The organism is Kineosphaera limosa NBRC 100340, from assembly GCF_000298215.1.
Classification (GTDB): domain Bacteria; phylum Actinomycetota; class Actinomycetes; order Actinomycetales; family Dermatophilaceae; genus Kineosphaera; species Kineosphaera limosa.
Map to the genome: position 1 here is coordinate 1 of NZ_BAHD01000089.1, position 19,611 is coordinate 19,611.

Annotated in this window: 16 protein-coding genes; 11 read left to right on the top strand and 5 right to left on the bottom strand. The window is 71.6% G+C overall.

Annotated elements, in window-relative coordinates:
* Window positions 1-1,207: 1,207 nt before the first annotated feature.
* Window positions 1,208-1,780 carry a Uma2 family endonuclease gene (locus KILIM_RS22810; RefSeq protein ID WP_006594464.1) on the top strand — a complete coding sequence of 191 codons (573 nt, stop codon included), beginning with the start codon at window positions 1,208-1,210 and terminating at the stop codon, window positions 1,778-1,780.
* Between the two features lie 303 nt (window positions 1,781-2,083).
* On the opposite strand, the gene KILIM_RS19480 is transcribed toward KILIM_RS22810, so the two are convergent.
* From KILIM_RS19480 to KILIM_RS19490, 3 genes are all read right to left on the bottom strand, one after another.
* Entirely contained in the window at window positions 2,084-2,338 is a 255-nt protein-coding gene (locus KILIM_RS19480) for a hypothetical protein (protein WP_006594465.1), read from the bottom strand.
* The gene (locus KILIM_RS19485) at window positions 2,338-2,565 is read right to left on the bottom strand and encodes an AAA family ATPase (protein ID WP_006594466.1); all 228 of its coding nucleotides are present in this window, start codon (window positions 2,563-2,565) and stop codon (window positions 2,338-2,340) included. The genes KILIM_RS19480 and KILIM_RS19485 overlap by 1 nt, the downstream gene beginning before the upstream one ends.
* A gap of 111 nt (window positions 2,566-2,676) precedes the next feature.
* Window positions 2,677-3,648, bottom strand: coding sequence for a hypothetical protein (locus KILIM_RS19490; protein WP_006594467.1), 972 nt, complete (start codon window positions 3,646-3,648; stop codon window positions 2,677-2,679).
* Window positions 3,649-3,892: 244 nt separating this feature from the next.
* Between KILIM_RS19490 and KILIM_RS19495 the strand changes: the two genes are divergently transcribed.
* Entirely contained in the window at window positions 3,893-4,660 is a 768-nt protein-coding gene (locus KILIM_RS19495; RefSeq protein WP_006594468.1) for a hypothetical protein, read from the top strand.
* A gap of 574 nt (window positions 4,661-5,234) precedes the next feature.
* Entirely contained in the window at window positions 5,235-6,164 is a 930-nt protein-coding gene (locus KILIM_RS19500; protein WP_157551842.1) for a RodZ family helix-turn-helix domain-containing protein, read from the top strand.
* 509 nt (window positions 6,165-6,673) lie between these two features.
* Here the strand turns inward: KILIM_RS19500 and KILIM_RS22815 are convergent.
* Entirely contained in the window at window positions 6,674-7,807 is a 1,134-nt protein-coding gene (locus KILIM_RS22815; protein WP_006594470.1) for a putative endonuclease domain-containing protein, read from the bottom strand.
* 181 nt (window positions 7,808-7,988) lie between these two features.
* Between KILIM_RS22815 and KILIM_RS19510 the strand changes: the two genes are divergently transcribed.
* The 7 genes from KILIM_RS19510 to KILIM_RS19540 all read left to right on the top strand — a co-directional run bounded on the left by KILIM_RS19510 (window position 7,989) and on the right by KILIM_RS19540 (window position 15,364).
* On the top strand, window positions 7,989-9,185 hold the full coding sequence (locus KILIM_RS19510) for a 5-(carboxyamino)imidazole ribonucleotide synthase (RefSeq protein WP_040563910.1): 1,197 nt from the start codon (window positions 7,989-7,991) through the stop codon (window positions 9,183-9,185).
* An 87-nt stretch (window positions 9,186-9,272) separates the two neighbouring features.
* A complete protein-coding gene (gene purE / locus KILIM_RS19515; RefSeq protein WP_006594472.1) occupies window positions 9,273-9,812 on the top strand; it encodes a 5-(carboxyamino)imidazole ribonucleotide mutase in 540 nt (179 codons plus the stop codon).
* 330 nt (window positions 9,813-10,142) lie between these two features.
* Entirely contained in the window at window positions 10,143-11,276 is a 1,134-nt protein-coding gene (locus KILIM_RS19520; RefSeq protein ID WP_006594473.1) for an AAA family ATPase, read from the top strand.
* Window positions 11,276-12,295 (top strand): DUF58 domain-containing protein, encoded by a 1,020-nt coding sequence (locus KILIM_RS19525; RefSeq protein WP_006594474.1) that lies wholly within the window; start codon window positions 11,276-11,278, stop codon window positions 12,293-12,295. Before KILIM_RS19520 ends, KILIM_RS19525 begins: the two co-directional genes overlap by 1 nt.
* Window positions 12,296-12,398: 103 nt before the next feature.
* On the top strand, window positions 12,399-13,415 hold the full coding sequence (locus KILIM_RS19530; protein ID WP_006594475.1) for a VWA domain-containing protein: 1,017 nt from the start codon (window positions 12,399-12,401) through the stop codon (window positions 13,413-13,415).
* Between the two features lie 9 nt (window positions 13,416-13,424).
* On the top strand, window positions 13,425-14,690 hold the full coding sequence (locus KILIM_RS22820) for a S1C family serine protease (protein ID WP_006594476.1): 1,266 nt from the start codon (window positions 13,425-13,427) through the stop codon (window positions 14,688-14,690).
* A gap of 149 nt (window positions 14,691-14,839) precedes the next feature.
* Window positions 14,840-15,364 carry a GtrA family protein gene (locus tag KILIM_RS19540; RefSeq protein ID WP_006594477.1) on the top strand — a complete coding sequence of 175 codons (525 nt, stop codon included), beginning with the start codon at window positions 14,840-14,842 and terminating at the stop codon, window positions 15,362-15,364.
* Between the two features lie 386 nt (window positions 15,365-15,750).
* Here KILIM_RS19540 and KILIM_RS19545 read toward each other — a convergent pair whose 3' ends face one another.
* A complete protein-coding gene (locus KILIM_RS19545) occupies window positions 15,751-17,682 on the bottom strand; it encodes a heparinase II/III domain-containing protein (protein ID WP_006594478.1) in 1,932 nt (643 codons plus the stop codon).
* Window positions 17,683-18,292: 610 nt separating this feature from the next.
* Here KILIM_RS19545 and KILIM_RS19550 point away from each other — a divergent pair.
* Window positions 18,293-19,414: a type IV toxin-antitoxin system AbiEi family antitoxin domain-containing protein gene (locus KILIM_RS19550; protein WP_157551844.1), complete on the top strand. Its 1,122-nt coding sequence runs from the start codon at window positions 18,293-18,295 to the stop codon at window positions 19,412-19,414.
* Window positions 19,415-19,611 lie beyond the last annotated feature (197 nt).

The following is a 19,611-nucleotide window of genomic DNA, read 5'->3' on the forward strand; positions in this document are numbered from 1 at the left end:
GCCGGTGAGAACGAGTCGGCCTAGCGACTGAATCCGGCTCTGAAGATGTCGATGGGGAGAGCGCGCCGGCGGGTCGCCGGGCGACCACACGCCCCGAAGCACCGAGCCTGCCGAGGCGCTGTCGTCGCCGCGGCGGCACCAGCACGTCACCCTGTAGCGGAGGCCCGACATGTACTGCGCCAACTGCGGAGTCGCTCTCCCGCTCGACGCGCGCGAGTGTGAGCGCTGCGGCGCCGTGGTGTCGCCAGCAAGCCCGTTCCCCCACGCCGCGCCCTCGGATCGCCAGCCCGCCGCTCCCGGCGGATGGCCGACCCAGCAAGCACCCCACGCCCAGGCTCCGGCATCGCCGGGCGGCGCAGAATACTCGCGCTATGCCGGTGGTGATGCCGTCAGCGCGGGTGCCGTGCCCCCGAGATACCCCGCAGTTGACCCGAGATACTCGCCAGTTGAACGAAGGCGACCACAGGGCGGACTGCTGCTGGCGGCGGCGCTCATCCTCGGGGGCGCCGGGCTCCTGGCCGGATGGATGATCAGTCGCGGCGGCGATACGCCCGCCGCGGCCGGCGGGGTGGTGGCCACCTCTCCGGCCGTCGCCACCGCCGCAGCGCCAGACGCCACGCCTGCGCAGCAGCACCCTACGGAACCTGACTCGCCCTCCATCCCACCCGCAAGGGCGCCGGCGCCGGTAGAGCCCACAGCAGCCGCACCCACGCCCTTCGCGCCCACAGCGGCCGCGCCCACAGCGGCCCCGCCCACAGCGGTCGCGCCGGCGCCACCCGGGCGCGCCCCGAGCTACCGCACCGGCGACTACCTCCTGGTGCTGGAGTCCCTGCCCATCAACCAGTACGACTACGCAAGCGCCCAGGCCCGCGCGGGGCGCCCCGGACTCACCGTCGTCGACAGCGGCACTGTCCCGGGGCTGAATCCGGGCTACTGGGCTGTGGTGTCCACAGCGGGCTACTCCTCGGAGCGGGCCGCGCGGGCTGCGTGCTCAGACTTCGGTCGAACCCCATCCGGCGCCTGCTACCCCCGGCGAGTGGGCGGCTGACCCCCGCCAGCGCGAGCATCCACAAGCCCCCGGATTCTGTCGGTGACCAGTGCGTTATCCACAGCATCGGACGCCGGCTCGGGCGGGCTACGGGCAGCTTGCTCTAGCGTCCCGTCATCGGCTCCCCCGATACTCGACCCTATGGACGGGAGGAGCCCCATGAGCATCACAGCGCCGCCCGTCGCGCTGGCCCACGTGACACTGGCCGAATGGGACGAGGACTACTCCCAGCGCGACGACGCGTACGAACTCGTCGAGGGCGTCCCCACCGTGGCCCCCAACGAGCACTTCGACAATGTCGACGCCACCATGCTGCTCGCCGAGAAGCTCGGCCCCATCATCCGACCCGAATGGCGACCTCTCTCCCACTTCGCTGTACTCCTGGGCGAACGCGACGGCCGACACACCGTGCGACAGCCCGACCTCACAGTCGCGCGACGCCCCGGGGCCATCCCGCATCGGGCCGACCCGGCTGATGTCGCCCTCGTCGTCGAGGTCATCTCACCTGGCTCCGTTGAGACCGACACCGTGACCAAGCGGCACGAGTACGCCCGCGCCGGCGTCCCCGCCTACCTCCTCGTCGACGTCCGCGGGCCCCGACCCACCGTCGTGCTCTTCGACCGAATCGTCGACGGCACCTACGCCACCCCCGACACCGACGGAACCCAAGCCACCCTGCGCATCGGCCAGCACACCATCCACCTGGCCGCCAGCGAATTGGTTCAAGACTGACCGGCATCGCCACACGCTGGTGAAGCCGCATGCCGGTCGACGGTTCGTCCCGAGCCAGCCTCAGCCGCAGCGGCGCAGCAGATGGGCGGCCAGGGGGCGCCGAAGAAGCACCCCAGGGCTCCCCCCGGGGCACGCACGGTCTCGAGGGAGACGTCCTGCTTACAGAAGCCGAGGCCGCGTCCCCAATCGGTTCGTAATCCGGGACCGGCCGAAATGGCTAGAACCCCTTGGCCCGCAGCTCATCCTCAATCGCGGCAAGTTCGGGGCACCCCGTGCGCAGAGACTTCCAGCCGCTCTCAAGGCTCACGCCGATGAGACGAGCGCGCAGTCCAGGTCAGCCGCGAAGACCACGCACGACCCCAGCGGGGCGTATCGCCGCACCAGGCTCGGCAGGTTAGCCAGCAGATCCTCGACGCCGCGGATTCTTGGGTTCGTGATCGCCTGTACCCGCGCCTGTCGTTTGCCAAGCCCCTGTCGGAACAACGCCTGCACGACCGGCACGGCGATGTGCTGGTCGAGCTGCGGGTCCTCACAGGCGACAAAGACTCTCGTCGACATCAGGCACTGACTGCGGCGTTGATCCAGCCCTCAGCCTGCAACTCCCCGGGAGTCATCTCCCCGTCGGCTTGGGCTTCGTGACAACCGGGCAGGTCCAATAGCCGCCGCACATCGAAGAGGTTGCTCTTGCCAGCGCCGTTCGCGCCTAGGACCACAGTGAATCGGCCCAACGGCACCGACACGTCACGAAACGACTTGAAATTGCACAAGCGGATACGCGTGATCATTGGCGAACTCCTCAGGCGCGCCGCGTCACACCGCGGCTTGGAGCGGTTGCTACCAGCCTACGTCGCCGACGGACCCGGCTGCCGGGCCGCGCCCGCCGGCCTCCACGCTTCTCACGACGCGGTGGCGTCGGCTCCTTCGGCTGCGGCCTTGCGGTCGGCGGCCCACTTGCGGACGGCGTGAGCTTCGGCCTCCCAGCGCGCCGGGTCGGTCATGCCCTCGAGCTCCATGTGCGTGGCGACGATGGGCTTCGGCGCGTACAACAGATGCCGAGCGCCCTGGCGGCGGGCGCGGGCATTGAACAGCGCCCGGAACGGCAGCAGGTAGAACGCCCGTGCCACGCCCCGCACCGACGGCACGAAGTCGCCCGGCAGGCCGATGAAGTACGTCTTGCCCCGGTACGGCACCACGCCCTGGTAGAGCATCGAGGTCTCGTGATCGAGGAAGCGGTTGCGAAAGGGGCGCTGGCACATCATGAAGATGTCCTTGTCCTCACGCAGCGTGCCGATCCGAGCACCGAAGGTGCTGGTCACACCGAGAATGTTGATCCACTGGAGGCCGTCGACGCGCTCGTCCGGTCCCGGCTCCCACCACGGCACGGTGCCGAACTGGTGGGCCTGCACCGGGTCACTCAGATCCTCCGGACGGCCGTGGCTGAGCGCGAAGTAGTGGGCCTGCGGGATGGCATCGACGGCCCGCGCCAAGGCCACCAGCGAGTCCTCGGCCAGCAGGTAGTCGTCCTCCAGGTAGAAGACCACGTCCGAGTCCGGCCAGCCGAACCGGTCGGGGAGGTTGAGGGCGAAGGTGTAGCTCGCCTTCAGACCCACCGGACCGCCCTGGGTCTGCACCACCGGGCCCAGCGCCTCCATGCGGCGCAGCAGAGCCGGATCGATCGGGCCGTCGTTGGCGAACGTGACGTCGATGCCGTGGCTCGGCGTCTGACCCGGGCGGTCCACGCCACCCAACTCGGCGCGCGCACGCTCGTAGGCGCGCTCGAACGAGTCGAGCGCCAACTCCTTGCTGTAGTAGGCCGGTCGGCCCTTGAGGTTCTCCCCGCCATACGAGCGGAAGACGATCCGCAACATCAACTTTCCCCCAACGCTGTCTTTCCCCTACGCCCGACGCTACACCCAGAACGCGGCGACGCCTTCCAACGGTAGGACATCAAAGCGCCCACAACGGACACTCGCCCGACGCCTGCCTCGCCCGCCGAACCGCGAGGTCAATCGGCTGTGGCCGATCCCGGTGCGCCAAAGACTATCGCGGCTACACTCGATCACACACATGTGCCTGCATGTGGCCACATGTCATGGGACTCAGGGGGATTCAATGACTTCACTCGTCGCGCTTCGACGCACCATCGGCCTCGGACTGGCGGCCGCCCTTGCCCTGGCCGCGGCACCCGCCGCATCGGGCGCCGCACCCACGTTCTCGACGCGCACTTCATCCGTCGCGGCGGGGCAGGATGTGGCCCTCGCCACGGCCTCCAGCGCCGCCCCGCGGCCGATCCCGACCGGCAACGTGCGGTATCGGGCGGACATCGACGGGGACGGGCGCGCCGACACCGTCACGTTCCGCAAGGTGACGACCAAGCGCGGGCAGGACTACTTCCGGCTCGCCGTGACCACGGCCCGCGGCAAGTCCGCCTCGACCACCGTCTCCACCGACGGCTTCGACAAGCCTGCGTCCGACTACTGGGTGGGGGTCACCGGCATCGACGGCATCCGCGGCAACGAGGTCGTGCTCGACCTCGTCGGCGGGGTGGGCGACGCCACCGCCATCCTCAGCTACGCCTGGCGCAACGGCCGCATCGTCCTCGTGCCGGCCGCCGGGTCGCCCGCGCGCTGGCCCAACTGGGATCTCATGTGGGTCGACTTCGGCCAGGCTCGCGGCTGGACGTTCTCGCAGCAGCGCTCCGTGCGCTATGTCGTGCGGCACGACCTCAAGGTCAGCAGCAGCGGCCGATTCTTCGGCACCAACACCCGCTACCGCTGGGCGGGCAACGGATGGCAGAAGGTGTCGAGTCAGAAGGTCAGCGGCCTGCGGCGCGGCGAGGCCGCCAAGCTGACCGATCTCAACGGGCTCATCTGGCGCTGAGCGGGGCACATCGCACAGTGTTCTGTGCGTAAATTGGGACGTTTCGGGTGACGTAGGTCCTTCCCAGCGTGCCTCGCGCGCGCCTAGATTGCATCTAAGCCTGCCGAGGGGTGGGCCGTGGTAGATCGGGGGACTGCCATGAGTCACCCCCGGCGGGCCCCACGATTCGGCCAATTTGTGGCCGCCGCAACAAGTTTCGTAACATCTCGTCGGTTTCTCGGGCAGCCTGGCACCTCAGGTCAGGCCGCGCGACGAATCCAAGAGCACGCCCTTGGGCGAGCTGTGACGCCGGGGGGCATCACAGCTCGCCCCTCGGTGTTTTTAGCCCTCGGCGGTCCAGTAGCCCACTGGGCGCCCGGCCTTCCGCCCCGACCGAGTGGTCGGTGAATCGCCAAGCCGCATGGGGGCGGCTCGATCCGTGACCACTCGCGTGTGACGCAGGCCATAAGCCTGCGCGACCTCTAGTCAACTCTGCGCAGCGCGGGCTACCGTCGATATATCCGCCCAGGTGGGCGGCGCGCGGCTGACCAGGGGGCGCCGCGCCTCCAGCTGGGGTCTGGAACCAGAGGTTGTCGTGTCACTGCCCGCCACCCAGTCGTCTCGTCGCGCAGCCGTGGCCGCCCTCGGCCTGGCCGTAGCGCTCACCACGACCGGAGCCCAACTCCCACCCGACTCGGCGCCCACCCCGGGCTCACCACCCCTGGCCGTGCCGCCAGCCGCCTTGCCCCTGGCCGTGCCGGCGCCGATGTCGACCGGGCAGGCGCACGCTCCCGTGAGGTCGACCCGCGCTGCGTCGGCGCAGTTCGTCACCGCCGGAGTCACGATCACCGCTCCCCCGCAGCAGCGACCGGCCCTTCCGGGGCAAACGCCGAAGCGCACCTCGCGGGCGCAGGCCGCGGCCCCCGTGACCGTCACCAGCCGGCTCGACGTCGACGGCGACGGACGCGCGGACCGCACCACGCTGGCTCCGGTACGCAGCACCTCGACCACCATCACCCTTCGACTGAGCACGCGCACCGCCGCGGGGCGCAACTTCAGCACGCTGCTGACCGTCGACCACGACAGCAGTGGAGCCGACGCCCGATCCGCGTGGGTGGGCGCCGGTGTCGTCGACGGGGCGCGCGGGGCCGAGATCGTGCTCGACCTCAACGGCGGGGTCGTCGGCGACTGGCCCAGGATCGCCGTGTACACCGTGCGCGGCGAGGCCTGGCGACTGCTGCGCGCACCCGGCGCCCGCGCCGACCGCACCCCGTGGGCGACCGCGAACCTGGAGTACGCAAAGTCCGGCTACACCTTCTCCACCAAGCGCGGCGTGCGCCTAGTGACGGTCAACCGGTTGGCACCCGTGGGGGACGACCCCGCCACCGGTCGCTACCACGGGACCCGCACGACCTACCGGTGGGCGCGCGGCGCCTGGGCCAAGTCCGCGACGCAGCGGGTGCGCGGGGTCTCCGAGAGTCAGGCGGGTCGGCTCAGCGGCCTCAACGGACTGTCGTTGCGTTAACTTACCCTGGTCAGAGAACTGTTAACGAGAAGACGGTCGTTCGTTCAAGACAGCTGTAACGTCTGGGCGGGGTCGGCCGATATCCCCATCAGAGCGGCACGGAAGGCATGGGGTTCGGGGGAAGCCAACCGGGTCGTGGGCGGGAACGGTAGGTGAGCTGGGGGGCTCGCCTACCAAAGACGCGAAGGGCAGCTGGGGGAAGCGGTCCTTCGTAGCGGTGAACGAGCTTGGGGGCTCGGAACATCGCTGCGGTGCGCGGGCCGGGGGGCCCGCACGTCGCACCGAGAGCGGGTGGCCCTGGCTTGGGGGGAGACGAGCCGGGACCACCCGCTCTCGCATGTCCCGGCGAGGCTTGCCCGACTCCTCGCTCCCTGATGGCCTGTCATTTCGGGCAATTCGCCGCGCGGGCGGGCCCGTTCCGCCGCTGGCCCGAAGATAGTGTTCGCTTTTACAGGGCTGACCGTGTAAAAGCGAACACTATCTTCGGCCGACGGCGTGCGAGCCGCAGCTCACACCCTGTACAGCCCGGCCGTGTCCATGGCCGTGACCGCGGCGCGCCAGTCACCGGCGATGACCTGGGCTGCGACGAGGTCCGGCGGGCAGTTCGGACACGGGGTCGGGCGGCCCTGCCAGCCGGTTCGAACGAGCAGCCCGCCCACCTCCCACGCGACAAGGCACGGCTCGTAGGTGCAGTCCTGCCAGCCGTAGCGCAGCGAGTACCGGCCGCGCACCGTGTGGCTGTTGTCGCGCCGCCGGTCACGCCAGCGCCCTTCGCCCACATGGCCGGCCCGGCCGTCGAGCTCGATGACGACACAGTCATGGAGAACGTCGAGGACGCGGTTGCCGTCGCGCACCTGGCGCCGGCCCTCCGGCAGCCCGTGCGGGCGCTCCACCTCGTCACGAAAGACCCGCTCCAGGGTGCTGGTGACGCCCTCCACCTGGTCTTGCAGGATCGCCATCATCGCGTCGCGGTTCGCCAGCCGGGAGCGCGTCATCGCCATCTTCAGCAGCCGCTCCGGGGTCGACATGCCGTAGCGGCAGGCCCGGTCGATCCAGTCGGCCACCTCGCTCGGCTCGAGCAGTTCGAGCACGTCGAGAGCGGTGTCCTCGATGCTGGTCACCGTCAGGTCGCCTTCGCTGAAACGGGCGCGGCCCGGGTGCCGCGAGCGGACGAACCGGTAGCCGGCCTGTGCCGCTCGCACGACTAGGCGGGGCCCCACGTAGACGTCGATGTCGTGCGCGGCGGTGATGGCCAGCTTGTCGCTCGGGTGGCGCATCAGCTCGGTGCGCGGCACGAGTCCGTACTGCGCGGCCGCCGCCAGTCCGCCGATCGCCGGCAGGCCCGGGGTCGCCGGGGAGGTTCCGCGCGGTTCGGCGATCAGCAGCCCGAGCCACAGCCGCGACTGCCACCGGGCGTCCTCGTTGACCGCCGGGTAGACGCGGTACACCCCGGCGCTGAGCGTCTCCCAGTCCGCGGCGAGTCGCGCCGTTGCGGTTCGGCTCAGTCCGCCGAGCAGCAGTTGGTCGCGCGCGAGCAGCCCCGCCTGGGCCTGGGCGAGCTGCTGAAGATCCTGCGTCAATCTCTGCGCGGCGAACATGCGCAACACAGTGGCCTCTTGGCGTTGCGTGGTGTCGGCGCCCACGGCCGCGCCTGTGGATGGACCGCAGTCGCGGGTGGGGCATGTGGATAAGCGAATGGGCCGGCGGCGGCTCGGGCCTAGCGCGCCTTTGGGGGCACGGCCGTCGTTGACGGGGGCGCGATAGTCTGCGCCGGTGAACGAGCCCGACCTTGCCGCGCCGGCCTCCGACGCCCAGGCCAGCGCGCTGCCGACCGACCCTCCGCTGCGCGCGCCCGGCGGGTTTCCCGTCGTGGGGATCATCGGGGGCGGGCAGCTGGCCCGCATGTGTCAGCCGCCGGCCGTCAATCTGGCGCTGACGCTGTCGGTGCTCGCCGAGGCGCCCGATGCCTCCGCCGCGCTCGTCGTACCGAACTCCCCGGTCGGGGCCCACGACGACCTGGCCGCCGTGCGCGCGTTCGCCCGACAATGCGACGTCGTGACGTTCGATCACGAGCACGTGCCCGCGCCCGTGCTCGCCGCTCTCGAGGCCGACGGGGTGCCCCTGCATCCGCGGCCGGCCGCGCTCGTCTTCGCCCAGGACAAGCTGGCCATGCGCGCCCGGCTCACCGAACTGGGCATTCCGTGCCCGCGGTGGGCGCGCGTGCGGACCGCCGACGAGCTGCGCGCCTTCGGTGACGAGGTCGGCTGGCCCGTCGTGCTCAAGACTCCGCGGGGCGGTTACGACGGCAAGGGGGTGCGCGTCGTCGACTCCCCCGACGAGGCCGCCGACTGGCTCGCGCTTGCCGCCGGGCAGGCCGGCGACGCACCGGCCGAGGGGTTGCTCGCCGAGGAGCGCGTGCCGTTCACCCGGGAGCTGGCGGTGCTCGTCGCGCGCAGCCCGAGCGGACAAGCCGCGGCCTGGCCCGTCGTCGAGACCGTGCAGACCGACTCGATCTGCACCGAGGTTCTCGCCCCCGCCCCCGACCTGCCCGACGAGGTGGCCACCGCCATGATCGAGGCCGGGCTGCGGATCGCCGGCGCCCTCGACGTCACCGGAGTGCTCGCCGTCGAACTGTTCCAGGTACCCGGCCGGCCCGGGTTCGTGGTCAACGAACTCGCCATGCGCCCCCACAACAGCGGCCACTGGACCATCGACGGCTCCGTGACCAGCCAGTTCGAGCAGCACCTACGCGCGGTGCTCGACCTGCCGCTGGGGGCCACCACCCCGCGCGACCGCTGGACGGTCATGGGCAACGTGCTCGGCGGTGACGACGAGTCGCTGTACCCCACCTACCGCCACCTGCTGGCCCGCGACCCTGGGCTCAAGGTGCACCTGTACGGCAAGGGCGTGCGCCCCGGCCGCAAGATCGGGCACGTGAACGTCTCCGGCGACGATCTCGACGACCTGCGCGACCGCGCCGCCCACGCCACCGGCTACCTGCGCGGCACGATCCGCGAATAGCGCGGCGGCCCCTGCACGCCCCCGCGAGCAACCACAGAGCACCGAGCACCCACCCGCTACGAACCAGCCGAGATGAGTGAGGTCCCGATGAGTGACTCAGCGTCGAGCCAGGCAGCACCGCGCGATCCCGTTGTCGGGCTGGTCATGGGCAGCGACAGCGACTGGCCCGTCATGGAGCAGGCCGCGCTCGCGCTGGAGGAATTCGGCATCGCGTTCGCGGCGGACGTGGTCTCGGCGCACCGCATGCCGGCCGAGATGATCGAGTACGGCAACACCGCCGCCGACCGCGGACTGCAGGTCATCATCGCCGGGGCCGGCGGCGCCGCGCACCTGCCGGGCATGCTCGCGTCCGTCACGACCCTGCCGGTTATCGGCGTCCCCGTGCCGCTGAAGTATCTCGACGGCATGGATTCGCTGCTGTCCATCGTGCAGATGCCCGCCGGGGTGCCCGTCGCGACCGTGTCCATCGGCGGCGCCCGCAACGCCGGGCTGCTCGCCGCGCGCATCATCGGCGCGGGTACCGACGACGAGGCCCGCCGGGTGCGCGAGCGCATGGTCGAGTTTCAGGCCGCCCTGCGCGACCAGGCCCACGCCAAGGGCGCCGCCCTGCGCCAGCGCACTCGGTAGCCCGGTTAGCCCGGCCCGTCCTGGCCGGTGCGCGGCGACTGCACACCTGCTGCGGCCGACTGATCACGCACTAACTACGGACATATCGGTCATAGCGAACCGCTGGCGCGATCGCCCGAAAAGATAGTGTTCGCTTTTGCTCACCAGACCGTGTAAAAGCGAACACTATCTTCGGCCGGCAGCGGTCCCGGCGCCTCGGAACGTCGCCTCGCGGGCCCCGGGGGTCGCCAGGGGCCGCGTCTCGGGTAGGAAGAACGGCCGCAATCGTGGTGTCCTTGAACCCAGGGCCCGTCGCGCGCCGGCGCGGCCACGACCGGCGAGGAGATGCGCATGACCGACCCGAGTGACGAGCAGCGCCACACCGTAGCGAGGTCGCGGACCCTGGTGCGGGCGTTGTTCGAGGTCAAACGGGTCGTCGTCGGCCAAGACCACATGGTCGAACGCATGCTTGTCGGCCTGCTCGCCCGCGGGCACATCCTCATCGAGGGCGTCCCCGGCGTCGCCAAGACCCTCGCAGTGCGCACGCTGGCCGACACCATGGGCGGCACGTTCACCCGCCTGCAGTTCACTCCCGACCTCATGCCCGGCGACATCGTCGGCACGCGTGTCTGGCGCCCCAGCACCGAGTCGTTCGACACTGAGCTCGGCCCGATCTTCGCCAACCTCGTGCTCGCGGACGAGATCAACCGCGCCTCCGCCAAGGTGCAGTCCGCGCTGCTGGAGGCCATGGCCGAGCACCAGGTGAGCATCGGCGGCCACACGTACCCGCTGCCCGACCCGTTCCTCGTGCTCGCCACCCAGAACCCCATCGAATCCGAGGGCGTCTACCAACTCCCCGAGGCCCAACGCGACCGGTTCTTGCTCAAGATCGACGTCGACTACCCCACGGACGTCGAGGAATTCACGATCCTGCAGCGCATGAGCGTCGACCCGCCGCGCGCCCAGCAGATCCTGACGACCGACGAGCTGCTCGCCCTGCAGCGGGCCGCCGACGAGATCTTCGTGCACCACGCCATCGCCCAGTACGCGGTGGCGCTGGTCATGGCCACCCGCGAGCCCGAGCGCTTCGGCCTCGGGTCGCTGGCCGGGGTCGTCGACTTCGGCGTCAGCCCCCGCGCCACGCTGGGCCTCATCGCCGCCGGCCGGGCCCTGGCGCTGCTGCGCGGCCGCGACTACGTGCTGCCCGGCGACGTCGCCGACGTCTGCAGCGATGTCATGGCCCACCGCCTCGTGCTCTCGTTCGAGGCCGTCGCCGACGGCATCGACCCCCGCGCGATCATCGAGACGATCCTGGCCACCGTGCCGCCGCCGCGGGTCTCCCCCGGTGACAGCGCCGCCTACGACGAGGTGCGCTACGAGCCGCCGGCCGCCGACGACAGCGAGCAACGCACCGCGAATCTCGAGGACACCCAGCAGTTCGAGCGGCCCGAGAGTCTGCGCGCCGAACACCGCGGGGAGACGTGATGTTGCCCGACGGCGCCGGCCTGCGCAGCCGCGAGCGGGCGTTCGCGGCGCTCGACCTCGTGGTGCGTCGGCACGTCGAGGGGCTGCTGCAGGGCGACCACTCCGGCACCCGCCTCGGCCCGGGCGGCGAGCCCGCCGAGGTCGTGCGGTACTCCCCCGGCGAGGACGACGTGCGCCGCATCGACTGGAACGTCACCGCCCGCAGCTCCGAGCCGCACGTCTGGCGGTCCCGCGCCGACCACGAGCTCGACACCTGGGTGTTGCTCGACGCCACCGCCAGCATGGATTTCGGCACCACGACCATGGAGAAGCGGGACCTGGGCGCCTGGGCGGGGGCCGTCGTCGCGCTGCTCGCCGACGGGCCCGGCAACCGCGTCGGGGTCGCCCGGCACACTGCCGGCGGCCTGCGATGGGAGCCCGCTCGGCCCGCCCGCGTCAGCGCCCGCCGGATCACGCGCGCCGCCCTGAACGAGGGTGCGCACCCTGAGGTCGGCGGCGGTGTGGTCCGCGGCGGTGTGGTCCGCAGCGATGTCACCGCAGCGCCGGTGGTCGCGGTCGAGAGTCGTTCGGAGAGCGCGGAGTTCGCGCAGTCGCTGAGTGGCTTCGAGCGGCGGTTCCGGCGCCCTGGCCTGCGGGTGGTCATCTCCGACTTCGTGGAGCCCGACGGGCGTAGCGAGCGACCGTTCGACTGGGAGACCCCGCTGCGCCGGCTCACCGCCCGCCACGACGTCATCGCCGTCGAGGTGCTCGACCCCCGCGAACTCGAGTTGCCGGACGTCGGGATGGTGCTGCTCACCGACCCCGAGACCGGCCGCCAGCACGAGGTGTGGACGGGCGCCAAGACACGCGCGCGGTACGCGCAGGTCGCCGCGGAGCATCGAGCGGCCGTCGCCGAGGCGCTGCGGTCGGCCGGCGCGGATCACCTGCAGCTGCGCACCGACTCCGATTGGATCCGCGACCTCGCTCGGCACGTCCAGCGGCGCCGCCGAGTCCCCCGCCCCCGTCGGAGGATCCGATGAACACTCCCCTCGCTCCCGCTACGGCGCACCCGACCTCCCCGACGCACCCGACGCACCCGACGGGCACGACACCCCCGCACGCTACGACGCTCAGGAGGGCCGGATGACCCTGCTGAGCCCGTGGTGGCTACTCGCGCTGATCCCGATCGTCGCGCTGGTCGTCGGGTACGTCGTGGCGCAGCGGCGGCGCCGCCGGTATGCCGTGCGGTTCGCGACGCTGCCGATGCTGGCTCGGGTCGCGCCGCGTTCTCCGGGGTGGCGGCGGCACCTGCCGGCGGGGCTGCTCGTGGCGGCGCTGGTCGCGTTCACGGTCGCGGCCGCCCGGCCCGAGGTCGAGCTGCGGGTGCCGCACGAGCGCGCGACCGTCATCGTCGCCATCGACGTCTCCCGCTCCATGGAGGCCACCGACGTCCAGCCCACGCGCCTCGACGCCGCGCGCGACGCCGCCGCCTCCTTCATCGAGGACTTGCCCGACACGTTCCAGGTCGGGGTCGTCACGTTCTCCGGGGTGGCGACCGTGCTCGCGCCCCCGACCACGGACCACGCCGACGTGGTGCGGCGCCTGCAGAGCCTCAACCTCGCCAATGCCACCGCCATCGGCGAGGCCGTGTTCACCTCCCTCGACCAGATCGCCGCCGTGGCGCGATCCAGCGAAGAACCCGGCAGTGGCCAGCCGACCCCGACGCCAGGGCCCACGGGAGAGCCGGGCGACCCGGACGAGCCCGCGCAAGTGCCGGCGCGGATCGTGCTGCTCTCCGACGGCACCAACACCCGCGGGCGGGAGGTCCCCGAGGCCGCCGATGCCGCCGCGGCCGCCGAGGTGCCCGTGTCGACCATCGCGTACGGCACGCCCAATGGGGTGATCGACATCGGGATGGGCCGCCTCGTCGCGGTTCCCGTCGACGAGATGACGCTGCGGCAGCTCGCGGAAGCCACTGGCGGGCAGGCGTATCGGGCCGGTTCGGGGCAGGAGCTGGCCTCGGTCTACGAGGACATCGGCTCCTCGATCGGCTGGCGCACCGAGCCTCGCGAGGTCGGCGGCTACGTCACCGGCGCCGCCCTGCTGCTGGCGTTGGTCGCCGCCGCCCTGTCCCTGCGCTGGTTCGCGCGCCTGCCGTAGGAGGTCCCCATGAGCAGCCGCCACCACGACCGACACGAAGACCAGTACGACGAGCAGTACGGCGAGCAGAACGGCGAGCAGAACCCGGCCGAGCGGCCGCACGGTGCTTCGGGATTCGAGCGGCCGAGCGCCGCAGGTGGGGCGGGGCGGTCGGCTCCCGGGCAGACCCGGACGCCCGAACCGTGGCCCGGTTTGGGCACTCCGGCCGGTCCCGAGTTCGAGGCGCACCCGTTGCCGCCGGCCCGACCCAAGGTGGCGCCCGCCGTGCCCGCGCAGACCGCCCAGCCAGCGCCGCCGGGCCCCGCCGACGCGACCGCCGCCCCGCCGGGCGATTCCGACCACTCGTACCCGCCTTACCCCGCGAACCAGACTTACCCGGCTAACCCGACCTACCCGGTGTACCCGCCCGACCGGCCGACGTCGGACGCGCCACCGCGGCCCGCCGGGCTCGACATCCTGGGCGCCTTGCGGCCGCCGGACATCCGCCGACCCGACGACGACCGCGAGACCCCCGACCGCGACAACCCGCTGCGCACGCGCCGCCGCCGGGTCATGGCGCTGCTCATCGCCGCGCTGTTCATGGGCATCGCCGGCGGCGCGGGGACGGTCGTGGCGATCTCCCCGCTCCTGCTCGATTCGGTGAACTCCGTGCGCCAGCAACCCCCCTCGGGCACCACGGTCCCGGCGCCCGGAGCCGAGGCGGCGGCCGCCTCGATCATGCCGAGCGTGGTGCAGGTCAGTGTCGGGACCGGCAGCGGCTCCGGATTCGTGCTCGACGGGCGCGGGCACGTGATGACCAACCATCACGTCATCGAAGGGGCCTCGACCGCGCAGCTGACCCTCTCCTCCGGGCGACGGATCAGCGCGACGGTCGTCGGCAGCAGCGAGGCCGACGACATCGCGATCCTGCGCGCCGACCCGGCCGCGCTGACCCCTGCGGCGATCGGGCGGTCCGCGGATCTGCGCATCGGGCAGGGGGTGCTCTCGGTCGGCTCGCCGCTGGGCCTGCAGGGGACTGTGACCAGCGGCATCGTGTCTGCTGTCGATCGGTCGGCGCGGCTGGGTGGGCAGACGCAGCGGGTCGTGCAGACCGACGCGCCGATCAACCCCGGCAACTCCGGCGGGCCGCTGGTCAACCTCGACGGGCAGGTCGTCGGCGTCAACACCGCCATCGCCACCCTTAGTCGGCGCTCCGGCGGGTCCATCGGGATCGGGTTCGCCGTGCCCATCGACCGCGCCGTCACGGTCGCCGAACGCATCATCGACGCCGGCTGACCCCGGGCCGACCCGCCTGCCCCGCCGACCGGCGATCCGACCGACGGCACAGATTCGGTTGTCGGCGGGCGCGGCGTAGAATTGCCCATCGGCCCCGTGCTCGGGGCGCCGCCGATGCACCGATTCCGATCCATCTCCGAGGAGCCCCCATGACGCGCCTGCTGCCCTGGCTGCGCGTCCGGCTGCGGGCCTGGTGGGACCTCTTCGCCGCGCAGTTCGCCAAGTTCGGCGTCATCGGCACGATCGGGATCTTCATCGACCTCGGCGCGTATTGGCTGCTCACGGCGGGCCTCGGTGACGGTGGCGTGCTCGCGGGCCGCGAGAAGATCGCGTCCGTGCTGGCCACCGGCATCGCCACCGCCGTCAGCTGGATCGCCAACCGGTACTGGACTTTCCGTGACCACCGCAGCGCCCGGGTGCCGCGCGAGCTGTTCCTCTTCCTCGTGTTCAACGGGGTGGGCGCGCTGATCACCGTGGGCTGCGTCGTCGTCGCCGTCGACGTGCTCGGCATCACCGACCCCATGGGCCAGAACGTGGCGCGCCTCTTCGGCATCGGCGTCGGCACGATCTTCCGGTTCTGGACCTACCGGCAGTTCGTGTTCGTCCGCGAGCTCTCCGACCTGCCGCCCGTCCCCACCGAAGAGACCCTGCGCGACACCAACTCCCGCGCCTGAGCCACGCGTCGGGGCCCACCTCCCGGCTCTGCCCGTTGCCCCTGCCCGACCGTCGCGGCCTCCCAGCCCCTCGACCGTTGCCCTCCCTGCCGACAGTCGCGGTCGCAACAGCAACCCTCGGCAGCAACCGCGACGCCCAGCCCGTGAGACGCCCGGCAGCCCAGCCCAGCCCCTCGACCGTTGCGCCCCCTGCCGACGGGCGCGGTCGCAACAGCAACCCTCCGCAGCAACCGCGACGCCCAGCCCGTGAGACGCCCGGCAGCCCAGCCCAGCCCCTCGACCGTTGCGCCCCCTGCCGACGGGCGCGGTCGCAACAGCAACCCTCGGCAGCAACCGCGACGCCCAGCCTGTGAGACGCAGCCGGGCCCGGCCTGTCGGCGCCCCGGTTAGCTCACGCGCCGCAGGGTGCCGTCCCCGGCCAAGGCCACGACGGCCCGCTTACTACCGACCGTGAACGTGTACGTCGTCGTCGATCCCGACACCGCGGTCCGCACCGACACCCCCGCGGTCGGCGGCCCGGCCACCACGGCGGTCGCCACGGCCGCGGACGTCCCCTTGCGCGTCACCATCGCAACCGGAGCCGGCACCTTGCGGGTCGGCGACGTCCACACCCACCCCTGGATCGGCTTCGTCGCGCCCCGCACTCCCGTGAACGCGCTCGGCTGGGCCGCGCCGACGGGCAGCTGCAGAAGCGTTGTGGTCGTGGCGTCGCCGCGCTTGGTGGCGGTGGCCCGCGCCCCAGAGACCGACAGGTTCTGGTCGTGCGGCAGGTGCCAGTACTGCGTGAAGGTCGTGGCCTTGGGCGCCTTCATCCGGTCGAAGGTCACGACGATGTCGGGATCGGTCAGGAAGATGACGTCCCGCGACCGCGACGCTCCCTTGTACGGGGCGTCGACGAGCTGGTAATAGTCGGCACCGGTGGCGTTGGCGCGGCGGGTCAGCTTGGTGACCTGCGAGGTGCGCATCTCCGGCGTGCCAAGTTGGTTGTGCCCCGAGATCCCCGTGTAGAACGCGCGCCAGCCGTCGTCGACGTACTCGCCCTTGCCGGGGTCGACGAGGATGTCGCGGCTACGAGTCGCCCAGGTCAGCGACGTGTGGTCGTTGTGTCCGTGCCCGACGCGCATCGGTCCGAAGTGCAGCGTGTAGTACGACTCCTGCGCCGGCTTACGGTGCCCGCCGACGCCCCATCCGGAGCGTCCGAAGACGAACCCGGCCGTGTACACCGCGACCCGCGCCGACGGCGGCGCCCCTGCCGAACCGTTGGAGAGCAGCCAGGCCTGCGCCGGGCTCATGTCCGGCTGGAGGCGGTAGGGCTCGGTGTCGCCGATGAGCGCCAGGGTGCCGTTCGGCGCCGTGGCGTGATCGAGGAACCGCATGGCGGCCGCCCGACGCTGCGTGATCGTGCGCGCGGCCGACGAGTTCACGCCGCAGGCCTGCAGCGCCCGCTCCGCCTGCCCCCACAGCTCGTAGTTCCAGCGCGCGTAGCCGGGCGACTGCTCGTTGTTGGCGCCCTGGGAGTCGATGACCCGCGTGATGCGCCCCGCCAGCGCCTTGGCCGCCTCTTCGCGGATCGCGGGTTTGTTCAGCACGCAGCCGACGCCCAGCATCGCGATGAGCTGGTCGGTGCCGACGTTGTGGTCGGGCCAAATGTTGTTTCGCAGCCACGCCGCGTGCTGCAACAGGCTGTCGTCGAGCCACTTCGGGGTCGGCCGGCCGAGGGTCTCGAGGGCGCCGCGCAAGCACAGGAGGTGGTCGGTGCGGGTCATCGTCGCGTTGCCCGCGCCAGCACCCGTGGGCCACGGGTAGGGGTTGTCGCGCACCCAGTCCTGGGCGATGGCCACGGCGTGGTCGATGGCCTTGGGGTCGCGCTGCGCCGTCATTCCCGACGTCGACTTGTGGATCGCCGCGCCGGTCCAGTACAGCGAGTGGAACCAGGTGCGCCAGCTCGGCTTCTTGTACGGGTCGAGCTTCCAGTTGATGTCGTGTTTGCCGTTGCCGACCTTGGCCGCCGGGTACTCCCACTTGAAGACGTCCTTGGCGACCTGGTCGACCGGGTTGTACAGGTTGAACCCGCCGTATCCCCGGCACGGGTACTTCGCCGCCGCCAGCGTCGAGGCGACCTGCGCGTTCGCGGAGGTCGAGGCGGCCGTTGCCGCGGAGGTCGAGGCGGCGGCAGTCGAGGCTGCAGTCGAAGCGGCGGCAGTCGAGGCGGCGGTCGGCGCGCCCGCGGCGTTGGCGGCCGGCCCGGCGAGCGTACCCGCGAGGAGGGCGCCACTGACGGCGAGACTGAGGCCGGGGGCAGCAGGGCGAGAGCGCATGAGGTGGCCTTCCGTGGCGTGAAGCGATCCGATAACGCACGCAGCCGTGTGCCGACCCGGCGTCGCCCCTCTCATCGGCACTAACCGCGCATTTCTGACCCGCGCCCAGCGCCTGGCACCCGCACCGAGTACCAGCACTTGGGAGGCCGGCATCTCACCAAGCGGCAGTGGCGCCCCAGCCCACCCCCAACCGCCGACCGTCGCGCCCCCTGCCCACCGGCGCGGTCCCAACCGCAACCCTCGGCAACCAGCGCGACCGTCAGCGGAGGGGCGTACGGCAGGGCCCGGGCACAGGCAGGCCAGCCCCACCCTAGCCGCCGACCGTCGCGCTCCCTGCCCACCGGCGCGGTCGCAACCGCAACCCTCGGCAGCCAGCGCGACCCTCGCCAGCCACCGGACAGGGCAGTCCCACCCCCAGCCGCCCGGTCCGCCACCGCGCCGCTAACGATTGCGGTCGGATCGGGCGTGAGGCGCGGCCTCCCAAGGGACGGCCGTGGAGCTCAAAAGTCGCGGATCCGCTATCCACATGCCCCACCGACCCGAGGGGTCTATCCACAGCACCAAGCGGTGGGTTGAGCGCGGACTGGTCGATGCGGGGCACCGTCGGAGCATGAGCGCAATATTCCCGCCCGCCGTACCGCGAACGAACGCGGCCACGACTCCGAACGCCGCCCAAGAGCCCCCGAAGCAGATGTTCCGCAACTCTACGGCCGGGCCGCTGCTGCTGCGGCGGGCGCAAGAAGTTGGGACCTTGATTCGAGTGGGACGCGACACCTACATCGAGCCGCACGACGCCGAACTGCCGCAATGGGATCGAGTTCGGGCTGAGGTTCTCGCCCGATGCGCGACGCTTCAGCGCCGCTCGGGCGACTCCTTCGTCGTGAGTCACATGACCGCGGCACTGATCCATGGGCTGTGGGTCCCCACGTCCACCACTGTGCATGTGACGCAACCGCACTCGCGGACGTCTACCCCGTGGAGCTTCGACCCCGTGGTGCGACACCGGCGCGAACTAAGGCCCGAGGAGGTGACGATGGTCGGCGGCATACGTGTGACCTCTTTGGCGCGAACGGTCGTCGACTGCATCACGGCGCTGCCGCCCGTTTGGGGCCTCGCCGTAGCGGACAGCGCTTTGCGTGCGATCGTCCGCCCCGAGCGCAGCAAGCCCGAGGAGGCTCTTGAAAGGGCGGCGCCGATCCTGAAGGAGTGGCGCGCGCTCTTGGAGGCTCGCGGTCCGAAACGCGGGCTGATCAGGGCGCGGGCGATACTCGATGCGGCGAGCCCCCTGCCGGAGTCGCCTGGTGAGTCGCGATCCCGGGCAGTGCTCTTGGCTCCCGGGTTGCCGATGCCGCTGCTGCAGATCCCGGTGAAGTTGGGCGACACCACGGCCTGGTGCGACTTCGGCTGGCTCATTGCGCCCGGTCGCTACCTCCTCGGCGAGTTCGACGGTGCGGTGAAGTACCGCTTGGACGGGCTGACGGGCATTGCACTCTCGAACAAACTCTCGGAAGAGAAGCAACGCGAGGACGGACTCCGCCGGCTTCGCCACCGCATCGAGCGTGTGGTGAATGCCGACCTCTCAACCGCTGACCGGCGCGCACAGATGGTGGATCGGATGGTCGCGAAACTGCCCGCCCAGTTGCTCGTGAACTGCGTTCCACGCCCCGGATTCGCGATCGCACCCGACCCCCTACCTCCCGGCCGCAAGCTGGTGAGACGGAGACGCCGCTAGCGCCCCGACCCACCGCTCGCGGGCCCCCTGCCGAGCGGCGCGGTCCCTGCCGACCGGCGCGGTCGCAACCGCAGCCCTCGGCAGCCAGCGCGACCGTCAGCGGAAGGGGCGGGCGCGCCGGGCCCGCGGGCGGCGAGACGGGCGCGGGCCCGCGGGCGGAGGGGCGAGCGCGGGCAGCCCCAACCCCAGCCGCCGAC

Coding starts and splice junctions, on each gene's coding strand:
- KILIM_RS22810 (WP_006594464.1), top strand. CDS start 1,208: ATGAGCATCACAGCGCCGCCCGTCGCGCTGGCCCACGTGACACTGGCC.
- KILIM_RS19480 (WP_006594465.1), bottom strand. CDS start 2,338: ATGTCGACGAGAGTCTTTGTCGCCTGTGAGGACCCGCAGCTCGACCAG.
- KILIM_RS19485 (WP_006594466.1), bottom strand. CDS start 2,565: ATGATCACGCGTATCCGCTTGTGCAATTTCAAGTCGTTTCGTGACGTG.
- KILIM_RS19490 (WP_006594467.1), bottom strand. CDS start 3,648: ATGTTGCGGATCGTCTTCCGCTCGTATGGCGGGGAGAACCTCAAGGGC.
- KILIM_RS19495 (WP_006594468.1), top strand. CDS start 3,893: ATGACTTCACTCGTCGCGCTTCGACGCACCATCGGCCTCGGACTGGCG.
- purE (WP_006594472.1), top strand. CDS start 9,273: ATGAGTGACTCAGCGTCGAGCCAGGCAGCACCGCGCGATCCCGTTGTC.
- KILIM_RS19520 (WP_006594473.1), top strand. CDS start 10,143: ATGACCGACCCGAGTGACGAGCAGCGCCACACCGTAGCGAGGTCGCGG.
- KILIM_RS19525 (WP_006594474.1), top strand. CDS start 11,276: ATGTTGCCCGACGGCGCCGGCCTGCGCAGCCGCGAGCGGGCGTTCGCG.
- KILIM_RS19530 (WP_006594475.1), top strand. CDS start 12,399: ATGACCCTGCTGAGCCCGTGGTGGCTACTCGCGCTGATCCCGATCGTC.
- KILIM_RS22820 (WP_006594476.1), top strand. CDS start 13,425: ATGAGCAGCCGCCACCACGACCGACACGAAGACCAGTACGACGAGCAG.
- KILIM_RS19540 (WP_006594477.1), top strand. CDS start 14,840: ATGACGCGCCTGCTGCCCTGGCTGCGCGTCCGGCTGCGGGCCTGGTGG.
- KILIM_RS19545 (WP_006594478.1), bottom strand. CDS start 17,682: ATGCGCTCTCGCCCTGCTGCCCCCGGCCTCAGTCTCGCCGTCAGTGGC.
- KILIM_RS19550 (WP_157551844.1), top strand. CDS start 18,293: ATGAGCGCAATATTCCCGCCCGCCGTACCGCGAACGAACGCGGCCACG.